The 22,853-nt window shown below is 47.8% G+C and carries 22 protein-coding genes and 2 pseudogenes; 15 read left to right on the top strand and 9 right to left on the bottom strand.

The genetic code is table 11. From position 1 onward, the window contains the following. Window positions 1-51: 51 nt before the first annotated feature. The 5 genes and pseudogenes from rdgB to MA2_RS04880 all read right to left on the bottom strand — a co-directional run bounded on the left by rdgB (window position 52) and on the right by MA2_RS04880 (window position 3,376). A complete protein-coding gene (gene rdgB / locus MA2_RS04900; RefSeq protein ID WP_067057356.1) occupies window positions 52-714 on the bottom strand; it encodes an RdgB/HAM1 family non-canonical purine NTP pyrophosphatase in 663 nt (220 codons plus the stop codon). Window positions 715-753: 39 nt separating this feature from the next. After that, window positions 754-1,746 (bottom strand): HpcH/HpaI aldolase/citrate lyase family protein, encoded by a 993-nt coding sequence (locus tag MA2_RS04895; RefSeq protein WP_067057353.1) that lies wholly within the window; start codon window positions 1,744-1,746, stop codon window positions 754-756. 29 nt (window positions 1,747-1,775) lie between these two features. Further along, window positions 1,776-2,033 (bottom strand): hypothetical protein, encoded by a 258-nt coding sequence (locus MA2_RS04890; RefSeq protein ID WP_143821780.1) that lies wholly within the window; start codon window positions 2,031-2,033, stop codon window positions 1,776-1,778. 115 nt (window positions 2,034-2,148) lie between these two features. Beyond that, window positions 2,149-2,691, bottom strand: a pseudogene (locus MA2_RS11325) (Ohr family peroxiredoxin); the annotation flags it as partial. A gap of 346 nt (window positions 2,692-3,037) precedes the next feature. Next, window positions 3,038-3,376 (bottom strand): P-II family nitrogen regulator, encoded by a 339-nt coding sequence (locus tag MA2_RS04880; RefSeq protein ID WP_067057346.1) that lies wholly within the window; start codon window positions 3,374-3,376, stop codon window positions 3,038-3,040. 272 nt (window positions 3,377-3,648) lie between these two features. Here MA2_RS04880 and murD point away from each other — a divergent pair, with 272 nt between their 5' ends. Together murD and ftsW are read left to right on the top strand one after the other, a co-directional pair. Continuing rightward, window positions 3,649-5,112, top strand: a complete 1,464-nt coding sequence (gene murD / locus MA2_RS04875; protein ID WP_067057433.1) for a UDP-N-acetylmuramoyl-L-alanine--D-glutamate ligase — start codon at window positions 3,649-3,651, stop codon at window positions 5,110-5,112. A gap of 112 nt (window positions 5,113-5,224) precedes the next feature. After that, window positions 5,225-6,385 (top strand): putative lipid II flippase FtsW, encoded by a 1,161-nt coding sequence (gene ftsW, locus MA2_RS04870; RefSeq protein ID WP_172459208.1) that lies wholly within the window; start codon window positions 5,225-5,227, stop codon window positions 6,383-6,385. A 27-nt stretch (window positions 6,386-6,412) separates the two neighbouring features. Here ftsW and gluQRS read toward each other — a convergent pair whose 3' ends face one another. From gluQRS to MA2_RS04850, 4 genes are all read right to left on the bottom strand, one after another. Continuing rightward, a complete protein-coding gene (gene gluQRS / locus MA2_RS04865; RefSeq protein WP_067057343.1) occupies window positions 6,413-7,372 on the bottom strand; it encodes a tRNA glutamyl-Q(34) synthetase GluQRS in 960 nt (319 codons plus the stop codon). After that, window positions 7,365-7,802, bottom strand: a complete 438-nt coding sequence (dksA, locus tag MA2_RS04860) for an RNA polymerase-binding protein DksA (protein WP_067057340.1) — start codon at window positions 7,800-7,802, stop codon at window positions 7,365-7,367. Before dksA ends, gluQRS begins: the two co-directional genes overlap by 8 nt. A 350-nt stretch (window positions 7,803-8,152) precedes the next feature. Further along, window positions 8,153-8,995, bottom strand: a complete 843-nt coding sequence (locus MA2_RS04855) for a metallophosphoesterase (RefSeq protein WP_067057334.1) — start codon at window positions 8,993-8,995, stop codon at window positions 8,153-8,155. A 15-nt stretch (window positions 8,996-9,010) separates the two neighbouring features. Then, a complete protein-coding gene (locus tag MA2_RS04850; protein ID WP_079351949.1) occupies window positions 9,011-9,568 on the bottom strand; it encodes a transcriptional repressor in 558 nt (185 codons plus the stop codon). 286 nt (window positions 9,569-9,854) lie between these two features. On the opposite strand from MA2_RS04850, the gene MA2_RS04845 reads away from it, so the two are divergent. The 13 genes and pseudogenes from MA2_RS04845 (at window position 9,855) to MA2_RS04785 (ending at window position 22,822) form a co-directional block, all read left to right on the top strand. Beyond that, window positions 9,855-10,295, top strand: a complete 441-nt coding sequence (locus tag MA2_RS04845) for an ATP synthase subunit I (RefSeq protein WP_079351965.1) — start codon at window positions 9,855-9,857, stop codon at window positions 10,293-10,295. A 529-nt stretch (window positions 10,296-10,824) separates the two neighbouring features. After that, complete coding sequence (gene atpB / locus MA2_RS04840; RefSeq protein WP_067057327.1) at window positions 10,825-11,706, top strand: F0F1 ATP synthase subunit A; 882 nt, start codon at window positions 10,825-10,827, stop codon at window positions 11,704-11,706. A 32-nt stretch (window positions 11,707-11,738) separates the two neighbouring features. Beyond that, window positions 11,739-11,984 (top strand): F0F1 ATP synthase subunit C, encoded by a 246-nt coding sequence (gene atpE, locus MA2_RS04835; protein WP_067057324.1) that lies wholly within the window; start codon window positions 11,739-11,741, stop codon window positions 11,982-11,984. Window positions 11,985-12,078: 94 nt separating this feature from the next. Then, on the top strand, window positions 12,079-12,549 hold the full coding sequence (locus MA2_RS04830) for a F0F1 ATP synthase subunit B (RefSeq protein WP_067057321.1): 471 nt from the start codon (window positions 12,079-12,081) through the stop codon (window positions 12,547-12,549). Window positions 12,550-12,785: 236 nt separating this feature from the next. Beyond that, window positions 12,786-13,433, top strand: a complete 648-nt coding sequence (locus MA2_RS04825; protein ID WP_067057318.1) for a F0F1 ATP synthase subunit delta — start codon at window positions 12,786-12,788, stop codon at window positions 13,431-13,433. 112 nt (window positions 13,434-13,545) lie between these two features. After that, window positions 13,546-15,090, top strand: coding sequence for a F0F1 ATP synthase subunit alpha (gene atpA, locus MA2_RS04820; RefSeq protein ID WP_067057316.1), 1,545 nt, complete (start codon window positions 13,546-13,548; stop codon window positions 15,088-15,090). A 123-nt stretch (window positions 15,091-15,213) separates the two neighbouring features. After that, a complete protein-coding gene (gene atpG, locus MA2_RS04815; RefSeq protein ID WP_067057313.1) occupies window positions 15,214-16,092 on the top strand; it encodes a F0F1 ATP synthase subunit gamma in 879 nt (292 codons plus the stop codon). A gap of 66 nt (window positions 16,093-16,158) precedes the next feature. Beyond that, window positions 16,159-17,559, top strand: coding sequence for a F0F1 ATP synthase subunit beta (gene atpD / locus MA2_RS04810; RefSeq protein ID WP_067057310.1), 1,401 nt, complete (start codon window positions 16,159-16,161; stop codon window positions 17,557-17,559). 70 nt (window positions 17,560-17,629) lie between these two features. Next, complete coding sequence (locus tag MA2_RS04805; protein ID WP_067057307.1) at window positions 17,630-18,046, top strand: F0F1 ATP synthase subunit epsilon; 417 nt, start codon at window positions 17,630-17,632, stop codon at window positions 18,044-18,046. Between the two features lie 152 nt (window positions 18,047-18,198). Then, a pseudogene (locus MA2_RS04800) lies at window positions 18,199-18,610 on the top strand (IS607 family transposase). After that, window positions 18,607-19,764, top strand: coding sequence for an RNA-guided endonuclease InsQ/TnpB family protein (locus tag MA2_RS04795; protein ID WP_067057305.1), 1,158 nt, complete (start codon window positions 18,607-18,609; stop codon window positions 19,762-19,764). Before MA2_RS04800 ends, MA2_RS04795 begins: the two are co-directional and overlap by 4 nt. A 402-nt stretch (window positions 19,765-20,166) precedes the next feature. After that, window positions 20,167-20,874, top strand: coding sequence for a response regulator (locus tag MA2_RS04790; protein ID WP_067057302.1), 708 nt, complete (start codon window positions 20,167-20,169; stop codon window positions 20,872-20,874). Between the two features lie 232 nt (window positions 20,875-21,106). Beyond that, window positions 21,107-22,822 carry an ATP-binding protein gene (locus tag MA2_RS04785; protein ID WP_067057298.1) on the top strand — a complete coding sequence of 572 codons (1,716 nt, stop codon included), beginning with the start codon at window positions 21,107-21,109 and terminating at the stop codon, window positions 22,820-22,822. Window positions 22,823-22,853: the final 31 nt, after the last annotated feature.

The following is a 22,853-nucleotide window of genomic DNA, read 5'->3' as shown; positions in this document are numbered from 1 at the left end:
AATCAAGCAGCGTTTAACGCTGTTTAACCATGCAACATTTGTCAGTGGGCGTTACGCGTCGTTTTTAAGCTGGCTTAGCAGCTGCTGCAACGCCTGCGCGCGATGACTGACGCGGTTTTTTACAGCGCTGCCAAGTTCTGCCGCGGATTTGGCGTGTTCGGGCGACCAAAACAGTGGGTCATAACCAAAACCGTGCTCACCTTGGGGTGTGGGCAAAACCTGTCCCCGCCACAACCCTTGCGCGATCATCGGCAACGGGTCATCGGCGTGACGCACCAATGCCAACACGCAGACGAACTGGGCACGAATTGGGTTGTCATCACGATACGGCGCCAATTGCGCGAGCAGTTTTTGGTTATTGGCATGGTCTTTATCGGCGCGCGCACTGGCTTGTTGAAACGTTGGTGTGTCAGCGGCAAAACGTGCCGAATAAATACCAGGACTGCCGCCCAGTACATCAACGCACAGCCCAGAATCATCTGCCAAAGCAGGCAAGCCGCTGATGGCACTGGCATGCCGCGCCTTGATGAGCGCGTTTTCAATAAAACTTTTGCCATCTTCAATCGCATCATCAATGCCCAAATCAGCCTGCGCGATGACTTCAATGTCTAGCCCTGCTTGGGCAAACATATGACGCAATTCTGCCAGTTTGCCTGCGTTGTTGCTGGCTAAAACCAGCTGATTTTGTGGAAAAAGAAAAATAGGTAAGGTCATGGTGGGTTTACAAATTTTTAGGGGTTTTAAACGTCAAAATCAATCAATGGTATCATACACGGCGGCGCGTAACAGCACAGTTCGCGCCCATGCGGCATGGGTGGTAGGCTCAAGCATGGCGTTGTCTTGCCTAAACACCGCTTTGGTATTTTGGGTCAAAATCGCATTGGCATCGGCAACCGTACTGGCCTCAACGGCAAATGCGCGCTGCACGGCGGCGATTTGGCTTGGGTGAATCACGGTTTTGCCGACCAATCCAAGCGCGACATCGTGCTGTAATTCTTGTGCAAACAGTTCGGGTGTATCAAGATATTCAAACACAGGCGCCGTCAAATAAAAGCCATACGGCACAAAACAGCCGACCAACTGATCAATGAGTGTGCCAATCGGGGTGGCATAAATCGTGGTTTGGCGCGGACGACGCAGCCGCAAACACGCCAACAAATTATTACCGCCAATCCGCAATGCCAACACGCGCTCGGCAAATGCTTCGATAAATGCTTGCGCCAACTCATGGTTGTGATGGGGATTAAAAATCGGCGCAGTTTCTAGCGTCGGCATGACCAGCGGCGGCGTGTCGTTGCCATCAGCGTGTTGCTGCCAAGCCAGTCGCCAATCAGCAAGGCTCAGCATATCGATCTTGGGCAAGATGAACCCATCGATCAGCGCGATGCCTTGCCAAGTCGCCATCTGTGCCAACATCGTGGCATGACGGGGGCGGATAAATACCAATGGGCGATCAAAAGCCGTTGGCTGTGACACAGCATTGTCTAAATGCGCCGTGACTTGCGTTTGCCAGTCGGTCAGTAGTCGCTGCACATTGGCAAGCGCGTCATCAACATCGTGCTTACTGACCGCATCTGCCAGGCAAATGACAAGGCTTGTCACCTCAGGCAGCTGTTGGCGCGTGATCACCTGCCACAAATCGGCGCGCGTGGCAGACATATACAGGCTTGCGCCCAGTCGATACGGATTGATGGGCGGCTCGCCAAGTGGCAAAATGGCTTGATTGGGTAAGTTGATGAGCGTCATAGTCGTCAATGAAACGTTGAGAATAAAAATTAATCGTGTTTTGCGATGATGGGCACGGTTGGATACGGCGCAATCTGCGCGTCAATATGATAAGCACACCAGCAGGACACGGGGAATATCATTGATGGGTGGCGTGCTGCGGTTGTGATATTGGCGACGCGCTCGGCAGGCACGCTGTCAAGCAACAAAATAGCCTTATCGGGCAAAAAACGACCGCGCAAGGGTGCGTGACGGGTATCAAATGATGGCAGCATGCGGCTTAGGTTGTGATATCGGTGAACAAACATACGCCGCGCTAGTGTAGCAGATTTTTATGACAATTTGCGCAAGCAACGCCTCAGCACAACAAAAAAAACGCCCAACCTTGATTGAGCGTTTTGGGAAGATTTTTAATAAAATCTATTACAAATCAAAACTTTGCACTACATTGACGTGTAGGCGAACATCCACGTTACCGCGTGTGGCGTTAGAGTATGGGCAGACCTCATGCGCTTTTTCGATCAAGCGTTTGGCATCGTCCATGCTCAAGCCTTCAACGGTGATGGTGATGTCAATATCTAGACCAAACGCACCGCCAGCGGTTTGTCCAATACCCACCGCCACGCGGGTGCTTGACTTAGTGGGTTTGAGTCCTAGCGTTGGCGCAACGTGGTTTACCGCGCTGTCAAAACACGCTGCATAGCCCATAGCAAAAAGCTGCTCAGGGTTTGTGCCGACCTTGCCGCTGTCGTTTTGAAAGCCAACCAAATCAAAACCGATCGAGCCGTCATCGATTGCCGCCGCGCCAAGACTATGCGCCATCGTGCCCAAGATGTTTTTTTTGCGCACCATGCCAGCGTAAAACAACGCCAAGCCTGGTACTGTCATCATCAGCACCAACGCGGTAGAAATCAGCACCCACGCCGTATCGCCTGTGTCCAGTCTGAGCGTGCCCTCAGCGTGTGCCAACGACGTAGCGCCCAGCCACGACAATGCCACCAACGCACCGCCTATTTTGTCACGCGCGCGGTTGGCTAGTTGATACCACACAGTGATAACGTGAAAACCGCGCCTTTCTTGTTGCTCGCTTTAAAGTTGCTTCCTGCGCAGTTGCTACCTGCAAGATCGGCGCTAAACCGCTGACTGACTGACTGCTATACCACATCACCACCCCCTAGACTGTCCTTGAATAATTGATAAAATGGGGCAAACGTTATTGGTTAAATTTGTATACCGATGACGCTCCTTATACGGTGCTTAAAACTTGATACTCGGATTTAAAGTCCAATGAAGACAAAATGTGCGGCAAAAACTACAGCGCATCTGCGCCTGTTTCGCCCGTGCGAATACGAATGACTTGTTCTAAATTGGTGACAAAAATCTTACCATCACCGATTTTGCCAGTACTCGCAACGCGCATAATTGCCTCAATCGCCAACTCGACTAACTCATCGGTCACAGCGATTTCAAGCTTGATTTTGGGCAAAAAATCAACGACGTATTCTGCGCCGCGGTACAATTCGGTATGACCCTTTTGCCGCCCAAAACCTTTGACTTCGGTCACCGTCACGCCTTGCACGCCGATGTCGGACAATGCTTCGCGGACATCGTCAAGCTTAAACGGTTTTAAAATCGCGGTAATTAGCTTCATAGCATATTCCTAACTAGACTAATAGGGTTTTTGGTCAGTAGCATGCAAAAATCCTCGGGCAACGTGTGGCAGATTGGTGAATTTAAACAACAAGGTTAAGGTTTTGATGATATCTTAGTTTTTGCAAAAATGCTATGATAAGCACCAATGTCTATCGCTTTTTGTGTGCACTGCTCACCATTGCCAGTAAGGGCAAAACCGCCGATATCATGCTAGGCGATGATCGATATTTTTTTAAAAAATCCATCCAAATACCAAGTCAGTATCCAACCATGTCAAACACCACTGCCAACCCCTCCTATCAAGCTGCCAACTTTGAGCAACCAACTGATCTGCACGTCATCGTCGGCTTGGGCAAATCAGGGCTATCTGCACTCAACTATCTACACCAACGCGGCTATCGCGTTGCCGCCACTGATGGCGGACAGCCAAGCAACGCTCATGCCTTACCACAAGGTGTGATCACGCGGTTTGGTGGACTTGATGACGAATTGTTGGCGCAAGCGGCGCGGATCGTCATTAGCCCTGGTATTGACCCATTTTTGCCCATGTTTGATGTGCCGCGCAAAAATGGCGTGCCGATTGTCAGCGATATTCAGCTATTTCAAGCCGAATGCCAAGCACGGCAAATTCCCATCGTTGCCATCACAGGCTCAAACGGTAAAAGTACGGTCACCACGTTGGTTGGGCAGATGGCGCAAGATGCAGGGCTTGCCGTTGGGGTAGGCGGTAATCTGGGTACGCCAGCGTTGGATTTGTTGGCACAGCCGTTGGAGTTGGCGGTGCTTGAGCTTTCAAGTTTTCAGCTACAAACCGTCAGTGATTTGGGCGCGCAGGTCGCGACGATTTTAAACATCTCCCCCGATCATCTGGATCGCCATGGCGATATGCAGCACTACCAACAAGCCAAACAGCGTATTTTTGACGGTGCGCACGCTGCTGTGGTCAATCGTGATGACCCTGCCAGTATCGCCCTAACGCCCCATGACATCCCCACAATCAGCTTTGGCAGTGATCTGCCCAATCATCAAAGCCAATCTCAAAGCCAACCCGTTCATTATGGCTTGGCGCATGATGACAATGGCGAGATTTGGTTGGTTCGTGGGCAAACGCGTTTGCTGCATGAACGTGATTTGCCCATCAAAGGACAGCAAAATTTGCTCAATGCACTGGCGGCATTGGCGTTGGGCGAATTGGCAGGCTTGCCACTTGCCAGTATGCTAACGACGTTGCGCCAATTTGCAGGCTTGCCGCACCGTTGCCAGTACGTTGGGCAGATGGCAGGACTCAACTGCTACAATGACTCAAAAGGCACCAACATCGGCTCAACGATTGCCGCGGTGGTTGGGCTTGGCAAAGTCTATGCACCCAAAGGTAAAAAACTCGCGGTAATTTTGGGTGGACAGGGTAAAGGGCAGGATTTTGCCACTTTGGCGCAGCCGTTGGCAGATTATGCCAGCGTGGTGTATCTGATTGGTGAGGCAGCGCAACAAATCGGCGATGATTTACAACGTGCAGGGCTAAAAGTTACCACCGATATCAGCCGATCAAATGCGGCAGACGTGTTCATGGTACACAGCGGTACGCTTGCCCAAGCCGTTGCCGATGCCAAGGTTCATGCCGAGCAACTAGCCGAGCTTGGCGTGTTGCTATTGTCGCCTGCGTGCGCAAGTTTTGACCAATTTAGTGGGTATAGTGATCGCGGTGAGCAGTTTATCGCGCTGATCTCAGCCTAAATGGTCAAGCTAAACAGTCAAGCCTTAACATGTTAAACCGTAAAAATTTAACAATCATCAACGTGGTAAAGCAAGTGGGTGTAAGATGTTGGATGTAGGATTGGGCGAGGGCATGGATGCCGTGCGTAACCGAGTGGCACGACGGTGGCTGCCATCGTTGGGCGGGCTTTTGACCACGACGGTGGCGACCATCATGGTGATGAGTTTGTTGATGGTGGCATCGGCATCGATTCCTTTTGCCCACAATAAGCACTTGGGCGATTTTTACTTTTTTTATCATCAGCTGATGTATATGGGCATTGGGCTGGTACTTGGGGTTGGGGCGTATTATATTCCGCTGCGCCAGATGTTTCGCCTTGGTTTTATCATGTCAATACTGGGGCTATGCTTATTGGCGATTTTGTATACGTTGGCGTTTGGTTCGGTGATTAACGGTAGTCGGCGATGGATTGAGTTGGGTGGGGTGAATTTTCAGCCTGCCGAGCTTGCCAAGCTTGCCATGATTATGTTTACCGCAGATTACTTGGTGCGCCGTTCTGATGAGCTGCGCAACGAATGGCGTGGGTTTGTGCGTTTGACGCTGATTGCGGCGTTTTTGGCGTTGTTTATTATATTGCAGCCTGATTTTGGTTCGGTGGTAATTATCGCAGGCTGTACGGCGGCGATGACATTTGTCGGCGGCTTGCCGATCCGTCAGTTTTTTATCGTCATGGGGGCGATGTTTGTTGCGGCGGTGGTAGGTATTGTCAGCGAGGGTTATCGGCTCAAGCGTGCCATGTCGTTTATAGATCCGTTTGATGATTTGGCGGATTCAGATTATCAGCTGGGGCGCAGTATTGTGGCATTTGCGCGCGGTGAATGGTTTGGCGTGGGTTATGGCAATAGCGTACAAAAACTGTCGCACCTACCCGAGGCACATACTGACTTTTTGTTGGCGATTACAGGTGAGGAATTGGGCTTTGTTGGCGTGGCATTTTTGCTAAGCCTTGAGATTTTGCTGATCGTGCTGGTGATGACGGTAAGTTACCAAGCACTCAAACGGCGGCAAAGTCGGCTTAGTTATTTTGCGTTTGGCGTTGGCGTGTTGTTTTTTGGACAGATGTTTGTCAATGCGGGCATGACGATGGGGTTATTGCCTACTAAAGGCTTGACCATGCCGTTTTTTAGCTATGGTGGGTCATCAATGGTGATCAATCTGATCATTGTGGGTATATTGCTGCGTATTATTAAAGACAGCCCGAATATTGAGCGGTCGCAGTGTCGATATTATTGATATTTTAAACTAAAGATGAAATAAAGTTTATATTAAATCCGCTAACGGTGGGCAAGTAAGCGCCTGTTTGCCCGCCAACGGGCGGCTATCCCATTGTGCAACCGCCTGCGCCAGCATATGTTCGGGTTTATCACGCGCAACGGGTGCTTGTTGGAGCAGTTTTAACGCCAAAATCAATAATTGATCGGCAGGATAATGGCTGATCGGTTCTGCCAATGTTTGTTTAGACAGTTTTTGCCCATCGGCATTGACCACCAAGGGCAAATGGTAGTAATCACGCACCAATGGCAGATCAAGGTAGTCGGCAATCGCCAGTTGCGCCAGCGTCAAGGGCAAAATATCCAGTCCGCGTACGATTTGATTGACACCTTGCAGCGCGTCATCGACCACCACCGCCAGCATGTAATTCATCATACCCAAACACTTGGCATGAGGGGCGCGGCGACGCACCACGATGTCGCCATGCTCACGCTGCGGATTACCAACGATCACGCCTTGTAAATGGTCATAAAACACCATGGTGTAATTGGGCAAAATTAGTCGTACGGCGTGTTGGCGTGAACGCTTTGCATGTAGGCAGCAACGCGGATAACGCGTTTCGGGCAGATGGTGCGCGTGCTGAAACTCTCGGATCGATTTGCGGCTACAATCGCAGCCGTAACTTATACTGCGTAGCTTGCCATCTAGCAACGCATGATACGTCTGGGTATGTGCCGATTGGTAACGCACCTCACCATCCCAATGCAGCCCCAGACGCGTCAAATCACGCAAAATTTGCGCGCTGTATTCGTTGTGGCAGCGGTCAGTGTCCAAATCCTCGATGCGCACCAGCCATTGTCCGCCCACTTGTTTTGCTGCACAATAACTGGCAACGGCGGTCAGCAATGAGCCCAAATGCAGCGCACCTGTCGGCGATGGCGCAAAACGCCCAATCACGGGCGTTCGCGCTTTGGGTCTAGCAGGGCTGGTCAATGTAGGCTTAGGCATGTCCCCAAGCTTGTTTTTCCTTGATTTCAGACAAGGTTTTGCAGTCGATGCATTGCGTTGCCGTCGGACGCGCTTCTAATCGGCGCAAACCGATTTCTACCCCACAAGTTTGGCAAAAACCATAATCGCCGCTATTGATCTCTGTCAATGATTTGTCAATTTTACGAATCAGCTTGCGCTCACGGTCGCGCGTGCGCAACGCCAAGGCAAACTCTTCTTCTTGAGTTGCGCGGTCGTTGATATCGGGCATAGCGGTCGATTCGTCTTGGATATAGTTTTTGGTCGATTCAGCCTCTACCATTAGGCTGTTTTTCCATGCCAACAAAATCTTACGAAAATGCGCCAGCTGCGCATCGTTCATGTATTCTTCGCCGTCTTGGGCTTGATACGGTTCAAAAGTTACGTTGTATTCTGTGTTCGGCGTCGTCATGCCAAATTCCTTCATCTATGCGCAACACATGTCGCGCCAATTCCTTGTAAACACCACTTAGTACTTTTTACAAAGCAAGAACCAGTGATGATTTAAAAAATTCGCCTCAACATGGGGGCGATAAAAATAATTTTCAATCAACGCGCAAATTGAGCGGCGCCAGCTGTATCAAATTTGCACAAAATAATTATCTGACTGCCAAATAGCTATCCAACGCGACAGCTACCCATTGTCACAGGGCGGTAGCCTCACCCCAAGCAAAAACTGACAAAAAATGCCGCGCTATAGCCTAAAGTCGATAAGTGACAGCTTGATGACAACTACCGTGCCAATCTGACTAACTGACGTAGCTAGCCGACCACTACTTTTTTGGTGCCCGTTGCCAATGTACCGGTGTTTAATAATTTAATCCAGCGGTACTGTGGTGCGGTGATTTGCACGGCATAGTCAGCGGCAAACGGCGTAAACTGTACACTGGTTGCAGGGCAGCTATACATAGCAATGCCATGCGCTGAAACCTGCTGTGCTTGGTGCACATGGCCGACAAACACGGCACGAATACGCTGGGCAAATGGCGCGACAACTTGCCAAAATTGCTCGGCATTTTGCACACCTTGGCGGTCAATCCACGGCGTGCCCACTGCTAACATCGGATGATGGGCAAAAATCACACACGGGCGCGTGCTTTGTGGCAGTATATCGGCAAGCCATGCCAGCGTAGCATCATCCACAGCACCTGCCGTCTGACCTGCCACTGATGTATCGATAAACAACAAATCCCAATATGCGCTTTGCACCAATCGCCGTGACAGCAGCCGCGTATCTGCACCAATCGGCACACGCCGCCACTGCTCAAATGCCAAATGCGTGTCAAGCTCCAACGTCACATCATGATTGCCTGCAATTGCCGCCCATGGTCGCCCAAGTGTATCAAACTGGGCGAACAGCGCGTCAAAATTTGCCGTGCTGGGCTCTTGCCACAAATCCCCCGTTGCCAACAGCGCGTCATATTCCGTTTGCCCAAGTGCTGCCAGCACCGCCGCCAAGTGTTTGCTAGGATACACACCCGAAAATGCTGCGGTCGGGTCTGTCAATAAATGCAAGTCGCTGATTTGGACAAGGCTAAGATAATCTGCCGCGTGTTGAGGCAGTATGGTATCGGCATAAATTTGGGCAAGGTTAAAATTTGGCATATTTGACCACCAGTTTCAGCGTTGGCAATGAGCGCACAAGCCTGACAACTCAATCACACGCGTTTTAATAGAAAAATCCGCTTGTGCTGCCACTTTGCGCAACAACGTGTCGATCGGCACATCCGTTGAGGCTTCGCTAAATTCTTGCACCGTGCCGCATTGCTGACAAATCAAAAATGCCGCCGTGTGCTCCCCATCGGGCTGGCAGCAAGCAAAAAACGCTTTGGTTGAGCTGAGCTGATGAATCAAACCATGCGCCAACAAAAAATCCAAACTGCGATAAATCGTTGGCGGTGCCACGGGTTTATCGGTAACTGCTTGCAACTGCGCCAGCAGCTCATACGCCCCAATTGGCGCGCGCGTCTGCAAAATCAGCCGATACACCTGCTCACGCAGCGGTGTAAAGCGTACACCTGCCTGCTGACAGACCGTTCGCGCTTGCACCACGCGGGCATCAATTTGGGTGTCAGACAGAGGCGCGGTGCAGCGTTCAGCGCAGGCGGTTGGCGTGCACGCGTCATCATGCGGGTTTTTATCATGCGTCATCAAAACAGGTGAGTGTGGGGTAGGCATCGGTGGTATAAACCAAATATCAATTTCAAATATAGATTCAAAGACAAACTCAATCCAAACAACAAACTACCAAAACTTAAGTGACAAATACAGATATTGCTGTACGCATAACTTGCACCAACTATGCAGCGAACTAGACACCTCGTTACAGGTACATAGTTACAGGCACATAGTTACATCATTGTGCAAAAAAGCTTGACTAAATTGGCTATCATAGCCCAAAATCTGCCCAAATTCATCATTTTACAAAAAACCATTGTGCTGCCCCAAAGGCACTATGCTACCTATGACCCAACCTGCCAAACTCGCCCCAATCATCAACGTTGCTGCCGTCTTGCGCGCGCAGTTGTGGCTGTTATTGGCGCTGATTGTACTGGGTGCATTGGCAGATATGGCGCTTACTGGGTCACTGGTAGCAGAACCGACAAGTCCGTCTAGTTCTAACCAAACATGGCGCTATGCCAAAAACCTATTGGCAGGCGGCGGCGTGGCGTGGCTTGGGCAGTGGATTTTTGCCAAAATTGCGTGGCGACACACAGGCGCGCGCTTTCGCAAGCAAATTGTCCATCGGCTTTATTTGGCGCAAATGGTCAAATGGTTCGTCACCCTGCTTGGGTTTGCTGTGGTGTTTAGCCAACTGCGTCCATTAGCGGCGCTGTGGGTATTTGTTGGGTTTATTGCTTTACAAATCAATTATTTACGCCTAAGTCATCGCAGAACAATATAGCAACGCGGCTACAAACGCAGGCCTCATCAAACTTTTTACCGACCTATTTAGATGCCGACCTGTGGAGCAAGATCAGTTTTTGCCTGTAGGTTGCCACAAAAACGCATGATGACTCATAAGGTCAGCTTAAGGCGAAAAAAACACAAATATCGGTAATTTAAGGCTTTACAAAAAGCTAACAGTTAGCTAATATAGGGCGAATTTTAGATATACGGTTTATACAAATTTGCCCACAATAGCTACACGCAGCCAAAACTGGGGCAGCAGATACCGTAAATCACCCAATTTTGATGGGCATACTTTGGTTCCATCGGTTTTATGCGATAACGCTTGATCAATATTGCCTAATTGCGTACAGCAAGTCTTAGGTCAAGCTATCCCCAACCATTACACCCGATTTTGGTGTCGCGTGGGCGACGGTTGGCGTACGCATAAGCGTTTTTGCCTTTTGCAAGTTTTACCCTGTTGGGGTTAGGGCGGTTGCCCGCAAGATTTAGTCGCATTGGTTTTGGTATAAGAAGTTTACACTATGGCAGCAAGCGAACACGCGCACGAGCTCACCAGCAACGAATATATCCAGCACCATTTAACTAACTGGACGTTTGGGCATCACCCGACAGAAGGTTGGATGGTGGCGCACACCCAGCAGCAAGCCGCTGAGATGGGCTTTAATGCGATCCACTTGGATTCTATGTTGTGGTCGATCGGGCTTGGCGTGTTGTTCTGTGGGCTATTTTATACAGTTGCCAAACGTGCTACTGCTGGTGTACCAGGTAAATTACAAGCCTTTATTGAGATGATCGTTGAGTTTGTCGATAGTAACGTGCGCGATGCGTACCACGGCAAATCAAAATTGGTTGCACCTTTGGCATTGACGATTTTTGTGTGGATTTTTTTGATGAACTTGATGGACTTGATTCCCATCGATTTCATCCCTGTGCTAGCGCAAAAAATTGGCGCTGCCATGGGACACGACCCACACCACGTCTATATGAAAATTGTGCCAAGTACTGATCCAAACGTGACTTTGGGTATGTCATTTTCGGTGTTGGCATTGATCATTTATTTTGCCATCAAAGAAAAAGGTGTTGGCGGCTTTATTGGGGATTTGACTTTACACCCATTTAGTGCAAGCAATCCGGTTGCCAAAGCTTTGCTGATCCCTGTGAATTTTATCCTAGAGTTTGTTACCTTATTGGCTAAGCCAATTTCGTTGGGCTTGCGACTGTTTGGTAACATGTATGCTGGGGAATTGATTTTTGTGTTGATTGCGCTGATGCCGTTTTGGATTCAATGGGCGTTATCAGTACCTTGGGCGATTTTCCATATCTTAGTTATTACCTTGCAAGCGTTCGTGTTCATGATGCTAACCATTGTTTATCTTAGCCTTGCATCACAAACTGAACATTAATTTTCATCGTCATTGTAATTGAGGATCTTTCCATGAATCCAGAAGTAGCTAGTATGACCGTTCTTGCCGTCGCTTTGTTGATCGGTTTGGGTGCATTGAGCACAGGTATTGGATTTGCGATTTTGGGCGGTAAGTTTTTGGAGAGCGTAGCGCGTCAGCCTGAGCTTGGTTCACAGCTACAAACCCGTATGTTCATCGTGGCAGGTCTTTTGGACGCCGTGCCGATGATCGGTGTGGGTATTGCGATGTTGCTATTGTTTGCTAACCCAATCCGCTAAGAAGTTAATGTATCAAAGGCATCGGTAGGCAGATGCCATAGCAATGCTTACCGATACCAACTAATTAACTTCGTTTTTGTGGAGGAAGGGTGACGTGAATATCAATGCAACCTTATTAGGACAAGCGATTGCGTTTGCTTTGTTCGTCATGTTTTGCATGAAGTTCGTGTGGCCGCCTTTGGCAAACGCCATCGCCGAGCGTCAGCGCAAAATCGAAGAAGGCTTGAGTGCCGCTGAGCGAGCTAAGGCAGATCTTGCCTCAGCAGGTCAGACCGCTGAGCAAGAAATTGCCGCGGCTAAAGCTAAAGCTGCACAGCTAATCGACCAAGCCAATCGTAGTGCCAACCAAATGCTTGAGGACGCGCGCGTTCAAGCAGCCGCTGAAGGTGAGCGTATTCGCCAACAAGCCCATGATGCGGTTGATCAAGAAATCAACAAAGCGCGTGAAGACTTGCGTAAGCAAGTAGCAGAGCTTGCCGTGTTGGGCGCGCAAAAGATTTTGCAGCAACAGGTTGATCCTGCGGCGCATGCTAAAATGCTAGATGAATTGGCAGCTCAACTATAATTTAAGCAATTAAATTAGCAAACTTAAAGTAGCCGTATCCACCCATCAAGGCATCTTGAGTCGGGTTAAAACCTTAAGTGCTGGTTTATGGTTTAAAGAATAAACTTGATAACTGGCACTTAAACAATAACAATGTTTCACCTTTAACGTTTCGTATTGCCCAAACTTGTGCTAGCAAGTTATTCTAAACCGTTTTTGGCGGTTGTGCGAATGGGCAAGTTAGTAGTGAGGATATCATGGCAGATGCATCTACGTTAGCCAGACCCTATGCCAAAGCGGCGTTTGACTATGCCAAAGAGCAACACGTGGTGGCAGATTGGCAAAGCTACTTAGCGGTGCTGCGTGCCATCGTATCAGATGCGGCGATGGCTGAGGTGATTCACGATCCAACCACAGATGTAGCAGCAAAGGTTAAGCTATTGGGTGATTTGTATCAGCAAATCGCGCAGCGCAATGACAATGTGTTTCAAACATTAGATGCAGCGCTAAGCGGTGATGCCTCAAACGAAGCAATAAACGCTCAATCTGCTCCAGTGCCTGCTTCTAGCGATACAGCACTTTCACCAGCATTTGGTAATTTTTTGCAACAGCTTGCCGAACATGAACGCTTAAGCCTACTACCAAATATCGCCGAGCTTTTTGATGAGCTCAAGGCCGATGATGCTGAGGAAATTCATGCGTATGTAACTTCAGCCTATCCTTTGACAGCTGAGCAACAAGCGCTGATCGAATCGCGCTTGCGCCGTAATGCTGGACAGGTGGTGCTGCATGTATCAGTAGATCCAGCGCTGATTGGTGGTGCGATCATCAAAATTGGTGATAAAGTCGTCGATGATTCGGTACGCGGTAAACTGCAACAATTAAAACTTCAGCTAACCGCTTAAGTGTAGGCTTTGCAATCAGCAACCAATTTAGTTGATTGAGCAAACATGCGCTAACGACCGACTACCTAACGATATTGGTGCGTTTATAAGTACAATTTAAGGAAACAGTGCAATGCAACAATTGAATCCAGCGGAAATCAGTAATCTGATTAAGCAGCGTATTCAAGACCTAAACGCAGGTGCGACCGCCAAAAATGAAGGCACCATTGTCAAGGTGTCTGATGGTATCGTACAGATTCATGGACTTGAAGATGCCATGTATGGTGAGATGATTGAGTTTGAAGGCGGTGTCTATGGCATGGCACTAAACCTTGAACAAGACTCAGTCGGCGCGGTTGTGCTAGGTGAATACCTTGATTTACAAGAAGGTCAAAAAGCCTATTGCACAGGTCGTATTTTAGAGGTACCTGTTGGCCCTGAATTGTTGGGTCGCGTGGTTGATGCTTTGGGTAACCCGATTGATGGCAAAGGTCCTATCAATGCTAAGCTTACCGACAAAGTCGAAAAAATCGCCCCAGGCGTTATTGATCGTCAATCGGTTGATGAGCCTGTTATGACAGGCTATAAAGCCGTTGACACCATGATTCCAATCGGACGTGGACAGCGTGAGCTGATCATTGGTGACCGCCAAACTGGTAAAACTGCCTTGGCAATCGATGCCATCATCGCGCAAAAATCATCAGGCATTAAGTGTATCTACGTTGCGATTGGGCAAAAACGCTCAACTATTGCCAACGTGGTGCGTAAGCTTGAGCAAACAGGTGCGATGGAATATACCACGGTGGTAGTCGCTTCAGCATCAGAACCTGCAGCCCTGCAATATATTGCGCCATACTCTGGTTGTACTATGGGCGAATACTTTCGTGATCGCGGTCAAGATGCCTTGATTGTTTATGATGATTTGTCAAAACAAGCGGTTGCGTATCGTCAAATTTCATTGCTATTGCGCCGTCCACCAGGACGTGAGGCCTACCCAGGGGACGTATTTTATTTACACTCACGCCTGCTTGAACGCGCATCACGCGTAAACGCTGATTATGTAGAACGCTTTACCCATGGTGAAGTTAAAGGTAAAACCGGTTCATTGACCGCTTTGCCAATCATCGAAACGCAGGCAGGTGACGTATCAGCATTCGTGCCGACCAACGTGATTTCGATCACCGACGGGCAGATTTTCTTGGAATCAAGCTTATTTAACTCAGGCATCCGTCCTGCAGTCAACGCAGGTATTTCGGTATCTCGGGTGGGTGGTGCTGCACAAACCAAAATCATCAAAAAGCTGTCAGGCGGTATCCGTACGGCATTGGCACAATATCGTGAATTGGCGGCGTTTGCGCAATTTGCGTCAGATTTGGATGATGCCACTCGCAAGCAACTTGACCATGGTCAGCGTGTCACTGAGTTAATGAAACAGGGACAGTATGCGCCGATGTCAATCGCAGAGCAAGCAGCAGTCATCTTTGCCTCAAACGAAGGTTATCTTGCCGATGTGCCTGTAGAAAAAATTGGTACGTTTGAAGCAGGTTTATTGCGTTACCTACGTGATAACTATGGCACGTTTATGGATGAAATCGATCAAACGGCCAACTACAATGATGATATTGCCAATCAATTTAGACAAGCGATTGAATCATACAAGCAAAACCATGCATATTAATTGATTTACTTAATCCATTGGGCTGCAGCTGGTAATCACTGGCTGCAGCCTTATAAGCCACCTGAAATATCGTAGTAATTTGAATGTGGCGAAACACCAGTAATTGGGCGATATGGACAACCTATGGCAAGTTTAAAAGAAATTCGGGCAAAAGTTGCCAGTATCAAAAGCACGCAAAAAATCACGCGTGCCATGCAGATGGTAGCGGCAAGTAAGATGCGCCGCGCACAAGAGCGCATGCAGTTAGGTCGCCCATATAGCGACAATATGCGCCGTGTGGTTGCTCACTTGGTTAAAGCATCGCCAGAGTATAAGCATCCATATTTGGTACCACGTGCTGTACGCCGTGTTGGCTACGTTGTGGTGACTTCTGATCGTGGTCTGGCAGGCGGTTTGAACATTAACTTGTTTAAAAAACTCATGGAGCACGTCAAACAACAAAACAGCCAATCGGTTGAAACGCGCTTTGTTGTTTTGGGTCAAAAAGGCGTGAGCTTTTTCAAAACCTTTGGTGGTACAGTCAGTGCTGCACTAACAGGCTATGGTGATAACCCAAGCTTTGAAGACCTTAGCGCACCTGTGCAGACTATGCTAGAGGATTATAACCAAGGCGAAATTGATGAGATTTATTTGGTTTATAACCAATTTATCAATGCCATGACCCAACGTCCGCTTGTGCAGCAACTGGTACCAATTGCTGATACTGCCTTTCAAGACGATGACTTACAAAGCCGCAGCTATAGCTGGGACTATATCTATGAGCCTAGCCCACAAGAGTTGCTAGATATCTTAATGCAGCGTTATATTGAGGCAATTGTTCACCAAGGTGTGGTAGAAAATATTGCCTCAGAACAATCGGCGCGTATGGTTGCGATGAAGGCTGCGACGGATAACGCAGGTAATCTGATTAAAGACTTGCAGTTGGTGTACAACAAGCTTCGTCAAGCAGCCATTACTCGCGAGATTTCTGAGATCGTTGGTGGTGCAGCAGCGGTATCTTAATCGCTAAGTTTTGTCGGCTGATTCAACACTTAAATAGACTGAATTTAAAAATACTGGGAGAGACCAATGAGTCAAGGTCGTATTATACAGATTATCGGTGCGGTGATTGACGTAGAGTTTGACCGTCATGACGTACCAAAAGTGTATGACGCGCTCAAAGTCGATAACTCGGAAACCACGCTTGAAGTACAGCAGCAGCTTGGTGATGGCGTTGTACGTACGATTGCCATGGGTTCTACCGAGGGTCTAAAGCGCAACATGAGTGTGACCAACACAGGTGCACCTATTTCTGTGCCTGTTGGTAAAGGTACGTTGGGTCGTATTATGGACGTACTGGGTCGCCCGATTGATGAGGCTGGCCCTGTTGAGCACGATGCGTTGTGGTCAATCCACCGTGAAGCACCGAGCTATGACGAGCAAGCCAACAGCACCGAACTGCTAGAAACAGGTATCAAGGTTATTGACTTGCTGTGCCCATTCGCTAAAGGTGGTAAAGTTGGTTTGTTTGGTGGTGCAGGTGTTGGTAAGACCGTTAATATGATGGAGCTGATCAACAACATCGCTAAAGCCCACTCAGGTTTGTCTGTGTTTGCTGGGGTTGGTGAGCGCACGCGTGAAGGGAATGACTTTTACCATGAAATGAAAGACTCAAACGTCTTGGACAAAGTTGCCATGGTATATGGTCAGATGAATGAGCCACCTGGAAACCGTCTGCGCGTTGCCCTAACGGGTTTGACCATGGCAGAATATTTCCGTGATGAAAAAGATGAAAACGGCAAAGGTCGTGACGTGTTGTTGTTCATTGACAACATTTATCGTTATACCTTGGCAGGTACTGAGGTATCGGCACTACTGGGTCGTATGCCATCGGCGGTAGGCTACCAGCCAACCTTGGCAGAAGAGATGGGGGTGCTACAAGAGCGTATTACTTCAACCCAATCAGGCTCAATCACCTCAGTACAAGCGGTGTATGTACCTGCCGATGACTTGACTGACCCATCACCTGCAACAACGTTTGCCCACTTGGATGCAACCGTCGTTTTGAGCCGTGATATTGCCTCACAAGGTATTTACCCTGCGGTTGATCCGCTAGATTCAACCTCTCGTCAGCTTGACCCACAAGTGATTGGTGAAGAACACTATAGTGTGGCACGTGGCGTGCAAATGGTATTGCAACGCTTTAAAGAGCTCAAAGATATCATCGCGATTTTGGGTATGGATGAGTTGTCTGAAGAAGACAAGTTGGTCGTGTACCGTGCGCGTAAAATCCAACGCTTCTTGTCACAGCCTTTCCATGTGGCAGAAGTCTTTACAGGTGCACCTGGTAAGTACGTACCGATTCGTGAAACCATCCAAAGCTTCAAAGCGATTTTAAATGGTGACTATGACGACTTCCCTGAGCAAGCCTTTTATATGAAAGGTGGTATTGATGAAGTTGTTGCAGCTGCTGAAAAATTACGCGGCTAAACGGTTGTCAGAAAAATCGAAGGCGTTGTCATCGGCTCAGATGACCAACGTCATTCAATAAGGAGAAAAGATGGCAACCTTGCAATGTAATGTCGTGAGTGCGAAAGAAACGATTTACTCAGGTGACATCAATATGCTAGTTGCAGCAGGTATTGAAGGTGAAATCGGTATCTTGCCAGGGCATATACCATTTATTACCTTGCTAAAACCTGGTACGCTGCAGATCACTGAGCCAAACGGCGAGATTGAGACAGTTTATGTTTCAGGTGGTATTTTAGAGGTGCAGCCAAATATCGTCACTGTCTTGGCAGATACTGCGATTCGCGCCAAAGATTTGGATGAAGCCAAGATCAAAGAAGCACGTCGGCAAGCACAAGAATTGCTGCAAAACCAAAAAGCCAACGTGGATACCACAGCTGCTTTGATGGCGTTAGCAGAATCGCTCGCTCAGCTACAAACGCTGCAAAAAATTCGCAATCGTGCTTAGTTGTTTATAGCTGCGGTTTTACAATTAAGCATTTAAAAAACGGTGGTCGATATAGGCTGCCGTTTTTTTGCGCTATATTGAGGGTAGTATTTGCGTTATGGGTTACTAACTATTTCTTGGAATCTACCTAAATCTATGCAATAATACCTATTATGAATAGATTAATAAGTATCAATCAAGCTTCACAGCAGTTAGGCGTGTCTATCTCAACCTTGCGCAGATGGGACGAAACAGGCGTACTTGTCGCAGAACGCACCCCAAAAGGGCATAGACGTTACGACATCAGCAAAATCAACCCTAACTTACTACACGGCATAGGCGATAAAGACCGCAAAACCATAGCTTATGCTCGTGTATCAAGCCACGACCAAACTTGTTTTTGCCCTATGTGAAGTAAGAAACGTAGAAATCATCATTATCAATCAACGCGAAAACCTATCCTTTGAAGAGGAACTCACCCAAGACGTACTCGAAATTATCACCGTATTTTCAGCACGGCTTTACGGCTCACGCAGTAAGAAAAACAAACAACTACTCGAAGCCGTCAAAGAGGTTTTAGAATGACCGTCATTCGTGGACACATTATTCGACTTAACCCAACAGACAAACAAGCCACCTACTTTGCTAAAGCTTGCGGTGTCGCTCGCCTTGCCTATAACTGGGCGTTGGCAGAATGGCAAACCCAATATCAAGCAGACAAGGCTTACCGTGATGATTGTTTAGCAAAAGGCATTGAAATTGACATCACCAAACTAAACAAACCATCACAAGGCAGCTTGCGTAAACAGCTTAACGCCACCAAACGCACCCAATTTCCCTTTATGTTAGAAGTTACCAAATGTAGCCCACAGCTTGCCATCATGCAACTCGGGGACGCATTCAAACGCTTTTTTAAAGGGGAAGCTAAATACCCACAATTTCGCAAAAAAGGCGTAAACGATAGATTTAGCCTATCCAACGACCAATTTCGTATTGATGGAAAACGCATTAAAATCCCTAATCTTGGTTGGGTCAAAATGTCGGAAAATCTTAGGTTTGACGGCAAGATACTATCAGCGAAAATCTTTAAAAAAGGTGGTGAGTGGTTTGTATCAATAGCCGTTGAATTAAGCCAAGCTATTACACTAAAACCGAAAACTGGTAAATCTGTTGGTATTGATTTAGGCGTTAAAGATTTACTTGTATTATCCAATGGTATCAAGGTGCAAGCCCCAAAACCCCTTAAAACACAGCTTACCAAACTAAGACGACTAAACAAACAACTGAGCCGTAAACAAAAAGGTAGTAACAATCGTGCCAAAGCGAAAACCAAGCTATCACGATTACACGCCAAAATCAGCAACATACGCCAAGACTTTAGTCACAAACTCACCACACAGCTTGTTAAAGGCTATGATGTGATTTGCATTGAAAATCTGAATGTCAAAGGCATGGTGCAAAACCGTAAATTAAGCCGAGCCATTAGCGATTTAGGTTTTTACGAGTTTAAACGCCAACTGATTTACAAGGCAAACCAATGGGGCAAAGTCGTTAAAGAAGTGGATAGATTTTATCCGTCAAGCAAAACCTGCTCAAATTGCGGTTTTGTTATGGCTAAAGCGGATTTAACCTTAGCTATTCGCAACTGGCAATGCCCTAGCTGTCATACCCAACATGACCGTGACATAAACGCCAGTATCAATATTTTAAACAATGCAACAAAAGTTTTAACTGTCTAGGCAGTTAATTGGCGGTGAGTTCCACCGTGTCAGTCTATGGAGTTGATGTAAGACTTTAGCCCAATGGCAGCAAGCTAACAACGGTGAAGTAGAAAGAAAACGCTAATTTTGCCATTTGGTTGATTTAGGTAGGTTTTTCGGAACGGTTATATGCCCTAGCCTCCACCAAGATTTGTACAGTCCGCCACTTAGCAAACGCCGTGTAAGCGTGGCATGATTTGGTTACGTTTTGCTACTAGTCAAAGCTCAACTTTTTGGTTACATTAAACACCAATACCTTACGATTAGCCGATTGTAGTTTACACGTTAAAGCGTATTTATAACAACGGAAAACTTTGTATCTTTACAAGCTTACCTAGCCAAATAGGTAATATACTTTGTAGGAATTTTGGGAGATTTGATATGGTAGAAGAAGAATCTATACCACGCGTACTGATTGTTGAAGATGATGAGCGTTTGGCGACTTTGACGCAAGACTATTTGCGCAAAAATGGCTTGGATGTGGCGATTGAAACCGATGGTAACCGTGCCATCCGTCGTATTGTCAGCGAGCAGCCAGATATGGTGGTGCTTGATGTCATGCTACCAGGTAGTGATGGCTTGACTGTATGCCGTGAGGTACGCTCACAATTTCATAACCCGATTTTGATGCTAACCGCACGCACCGATGATATGGATCAGGTGCTTGGGCTTGAGATGGGCGCGGACGATTATGTCGCAAAACCCGTGCAGCCACGCGTGTTGTTGGCACGGATTCGCGCATTGCTGCGCCGTTCTGAAACCACGCCAAGCGATGAGGTGCCCCAACGCCTAGAATTTGGTGATTTGATCATCGATAACGGTGGTCGTTCGGTCACACTCAATGATGAACTGGTTGATTTTACCAGTGCAGAATATGACCTGTTGTGGCTTTTGGCATCTAATGCAGGGCGCATCTTGTCACGTGAGGATATTTTTGAGCGTTTGCGCGGTATTGAATACGATGGGCAAGATCGTTCGATTGATGTGCGTATTTCGCGTATTCGTCCAAAGATCGGCGATGATCCTGAAAACCCAAAACGCATCAAAACCGTACGCAGCAAAGGCTATTTGTTCGTTAAAGAAAATTAATCGGATTGCCCAGTTTTAACGTTTTTAGACTGACTATTTTTAGACTTGTTGTTTAAAGTACCCGCAATTTGCGGGTATTTTTATTTTATGTCAAGCTAAGCTGACAAATTTGTGTTGGTAATCGCTAAATTTTGGGTGATAATAACACAATTTAATCAGTAGCCTATCGGCTGCTTTGCCAAGTTTTTACAATGTTGTTATAACATCTGCCAATAGGGCGCGTTTTTACGTTATGTCGTTACTCTCTTCGCTCAATCAGTCGATTTTTTTGCGCATTTACGCAGGTTTGCTGCTGGTGTGTTTGCTGGTGGTGCTATTTGCTCAGTTGCTGATCAATGTGATTAACGGTGAGCGTGTACAAAATTATCGTGAAAATATGGCGACAGCGGCGATGTATTTGGTTGATGCAGGCTTGGCACATCAGCCGACTGCCAACGGCAAGGTACAATGGCTGGCGGATGCCAGTGCCTTGCTTGATACGCCAATTGCAATACAGCCTGCCAACCAAATCGATTTTACGGCAACCGAGAGCCGCCGTCTGCAAAAACAGCAAGCGGTGGTACGTTTTGATCGTCAGCAGAATGTCGCGCAATTGTATTACCAAGTCAGCGACTCAGCGACAGGCAAACAGGACAATTCTGCGATCATTCATGTGCAGGTCGATAAGCTGGCAGAACAACAGATTAAGGGCGTGGCAGTGCTGCTGCTTGATGATTTGTCGTTTTATCCGACGTTGGCAGAAAAACAGCAGCGGTTGGCAGCGTTGCAAAAGTTTTTTCCATTTCGTTTGACATTGACTTCACTTGATGCACTGACGTTGGACGCTGAGCAAAAAGCGCGCCTATATCGCAAAGATATTGTGATCATGTTCCGCGATAACACCAGTGTGGAGCATTCGGCGTTGCGCGTACTGGCACCGACCGAGCTGCCGAATGTGGTGGTGGATATGGGGCCGATCGCGCTGTTTAATTGGTTTCCGCTCAATTTGATTATCAGTATCATTTTGGTCAGTATGTTTTTGATTAGCCTTGGGGTGTACGCGCTGATTTTTCCGCTTGAGCGCAAGTTACAACTGATTCAAGCAGGTATCACTAAGGTACGCGAGGGGAAACTTGATACCCAAGTCAAGGTGCTTGGCGAGGACGAAGTCGCACATTTGGCATCGACGTTTAACAGTATGACCCAGCATATTCGGCGTTTGATCGAGTCCCAACGTGAGCTGACGCGCGCGGTATCGCATGAGCTGCGCACGCCTGTGGCGCGGATTCGGTTTGCTGTTGATATGCTGGCGGACACGGACGATGAAGAATCGCGTATGATGCAGCGTGATTATATCGACCAAGACATTGAAGCGTTGAATGGCTTGATTGATGAGATTTTGACCTATGCCAAACTTGAGGAAGGCTCACCCAAGATGGATTGGGAGTCGATACAGCTTGCTGATTTGGTTGCGCAAATTGTGCGCGAAACCAACGCCTTGGGCAAGCCTGTTGAGGTGGTTATGGGCGATATTGACAAAAAAGCAGTGGCGGTGGCAGATCGTCGCTATTTGCATCGCGTGCTACAAAACTTGGCAGGCAATGCCACGCGCTATGCAGAAAGCAAAATTATTGTCAGTGCAGGCGTGAATAAAACCGAAGCCTTTATCAGTGTCGAAGATGATGGGCAAGGTATTCCCGAAAAAGACCGTGAAAAGGTATTCATACCGTTTGCTCGTCTCGATGACAGCCGCACACGCGCATCGGGCGGTTATGGTTTAGGCTTGTCGATTGTATCGCGCATTGCGTTTTGGTTTAATGGTAAAATGTCGGTGGATGAAAGTCCAACACTTGGCGGTGCGCGTTTTATTATGACATGGCCAATCAAGCCGCTATCGGGCAGTATCGTTGCCGATGAATTAACCCAAAAAGGCGCGGAAGAAAAATACGTCCAGCAGCGCGGTTCGTAAAGATTTTAGACAATAACAACTTGGGAAAATA

Source organism: Moraxella atlantae NBRC 14588, from assembly GCF_001591265.1.
GTDB lineage: Bacteria > Pseudomonadota > Gammaproteobacteria > Pseudomonadales > Moraxellaceae > Faucicola > Faucicola atlantae.
This window is presented reverse-complemented; position numbering and strand designations above follow the sequence as displayed.

Excerpts from the sequence above, each read along its gene's own strand:
- gluQRS (WP_067057343.1), bottom strand. The coding sequence starts at position 7,372 with ATGCCTAAGCCTACATTGACCAGCCCTGCTAGACCCAAAGCGCGAACG.
- dksA (WP_067057340.1), bottom strand. The coding sequence starts at position 7,802 with ATGACGACGCCGAACACAGAATACAACGTAACTTTTGAACCGTATCAA.
- MA2_RS04795 (WP_067057305.1), top strand. The coding sequence starts at position 18,607 with ATGACCGTCATTCGTGGACACATTATTCGACTTAACCCAACAGACAAA.
- rdgB (WP_067057356.1), bottom strand. The coding sequence starts at position 714 with ATGACCTTACCTATTTTTCTTTTTCCACAAAATCAGCTGGTTTTAGCC.
- murD (WP_067057433.1), top strand. The coding sequence starts at position 3,649 with ATGTCAAACACCACTGCCAACCCCTCCTATCAAGCTGCCAACTTTGAG.
- atpG (WP_067057313.1), top strand. The coding sequence starts at position 15,214 with ATGGCAAGTTTAAAAGAAATTCGGGCAAAAGTTGCCAGTATCAAAAGC.
- MA2_RS04790 (WP_067057302.1), top strand. The coding sequence starts at position 20,167 with ATGGTAGAAGAAGAATCTATACCACGCGTACTGATTGTTGAAGATGAT.
- atpA (WP_067057316.1), top strand. The coding sequence starts at position 13,546 with ATGCAACAATTGAATCCAGCGGAAATCAGTAATCTGATTAAGCAGCGT.
- atpE (WP_067057324.1), top strand. The coding sequence starts at position 11,739 with ATGAATCCAGAAGTAGCTAGTATGACCGTTCTTGCCGTCGCTTTGTTG.
- MA2_RS04895 (WP_067057353.1), bottom strand. The coding sequence starts at position 1,746 with ATGACGCTCATCAACTTACCCAATCAAGCCATTTTGCCACTTGGCGAG.
- ftsW (WP_172459208.1), top strand. The coding sequence starts at position 5,225 with ATGGATGCCGTGCGTAACCGAGTGGCACGACGGTGGCTGCCATCGTTG.
- MA2_RS04890 (WP_143821780.1), bottom strand. The coding sequence starts at position 2,033 with ATGTTTGTTCACCGATATCACAACCTAAGCCGCATGCTGCCATCATTT.
- MA2_RS04845 (WP_079351965.1), top strand. The coding sequence starts at position 9,855 with ATGACCCAACCTGCCAAACTCGCCCCAATCATCAACGTTGCTGCCGTC.
- MA2_RS04855 (WP_067057334.1), bottom strand. The coding sequence starts at position 8,995 with ATGCCAAATTTTAACCTTGCCCAAATTTATGCCGATACCATACTGCCT.
- atpD (WP_067057310.1), top strand. The coding sequence starts at position 16,159 with ATGAGTCAAGGTCGTATTATACAGATTATCGGTGCGGTGATTGACGTA.
- MA2_RS04785 (WP_067057298.1), top strand. The coding sequence starts at position 21,107 with ATGTCGTTACTCTCTTCGCTCAATCAGTCGATTTTTTTGCGCATTTAC.
- MA2_RS04880 (WP_067057346.1), bottom strand. The coding sequence starts at position 3,376 with ATGAAGCTAATTACCGCGATTTTAAAACCGTTTAAGCTTGACGATGTC.
- MA2_RS04825 (WP_067057318.1), top strand. The coding sequence starts at position 12,786 with ATGGCAGATGCATCTACGTTAGCCAGACCCTATGCCAAAGCGGCGTTT.
- MA2_RS04805 (WP_067057307.1), top strand. The coding sequence starts at position 17,630 with ATGGCAACCTTGCAATGTAATGTCGTGAGTGCGAAAGAAACGATTTAC.
- MA2_RS04850 (WP_079351949.1), bottom strand. The coding sequence starts at position 9,568 with ATGCCTACCCCACACTCACCTGTTTTGATGACGCATGATAAAAACCCG.
- atpB (WP_067057327.1), top strand. The coding sequence starts at position 10,825 with ATGGCAGCAAGCGAACACGCGCACGAGCTCACCAGCAACGAATATATC.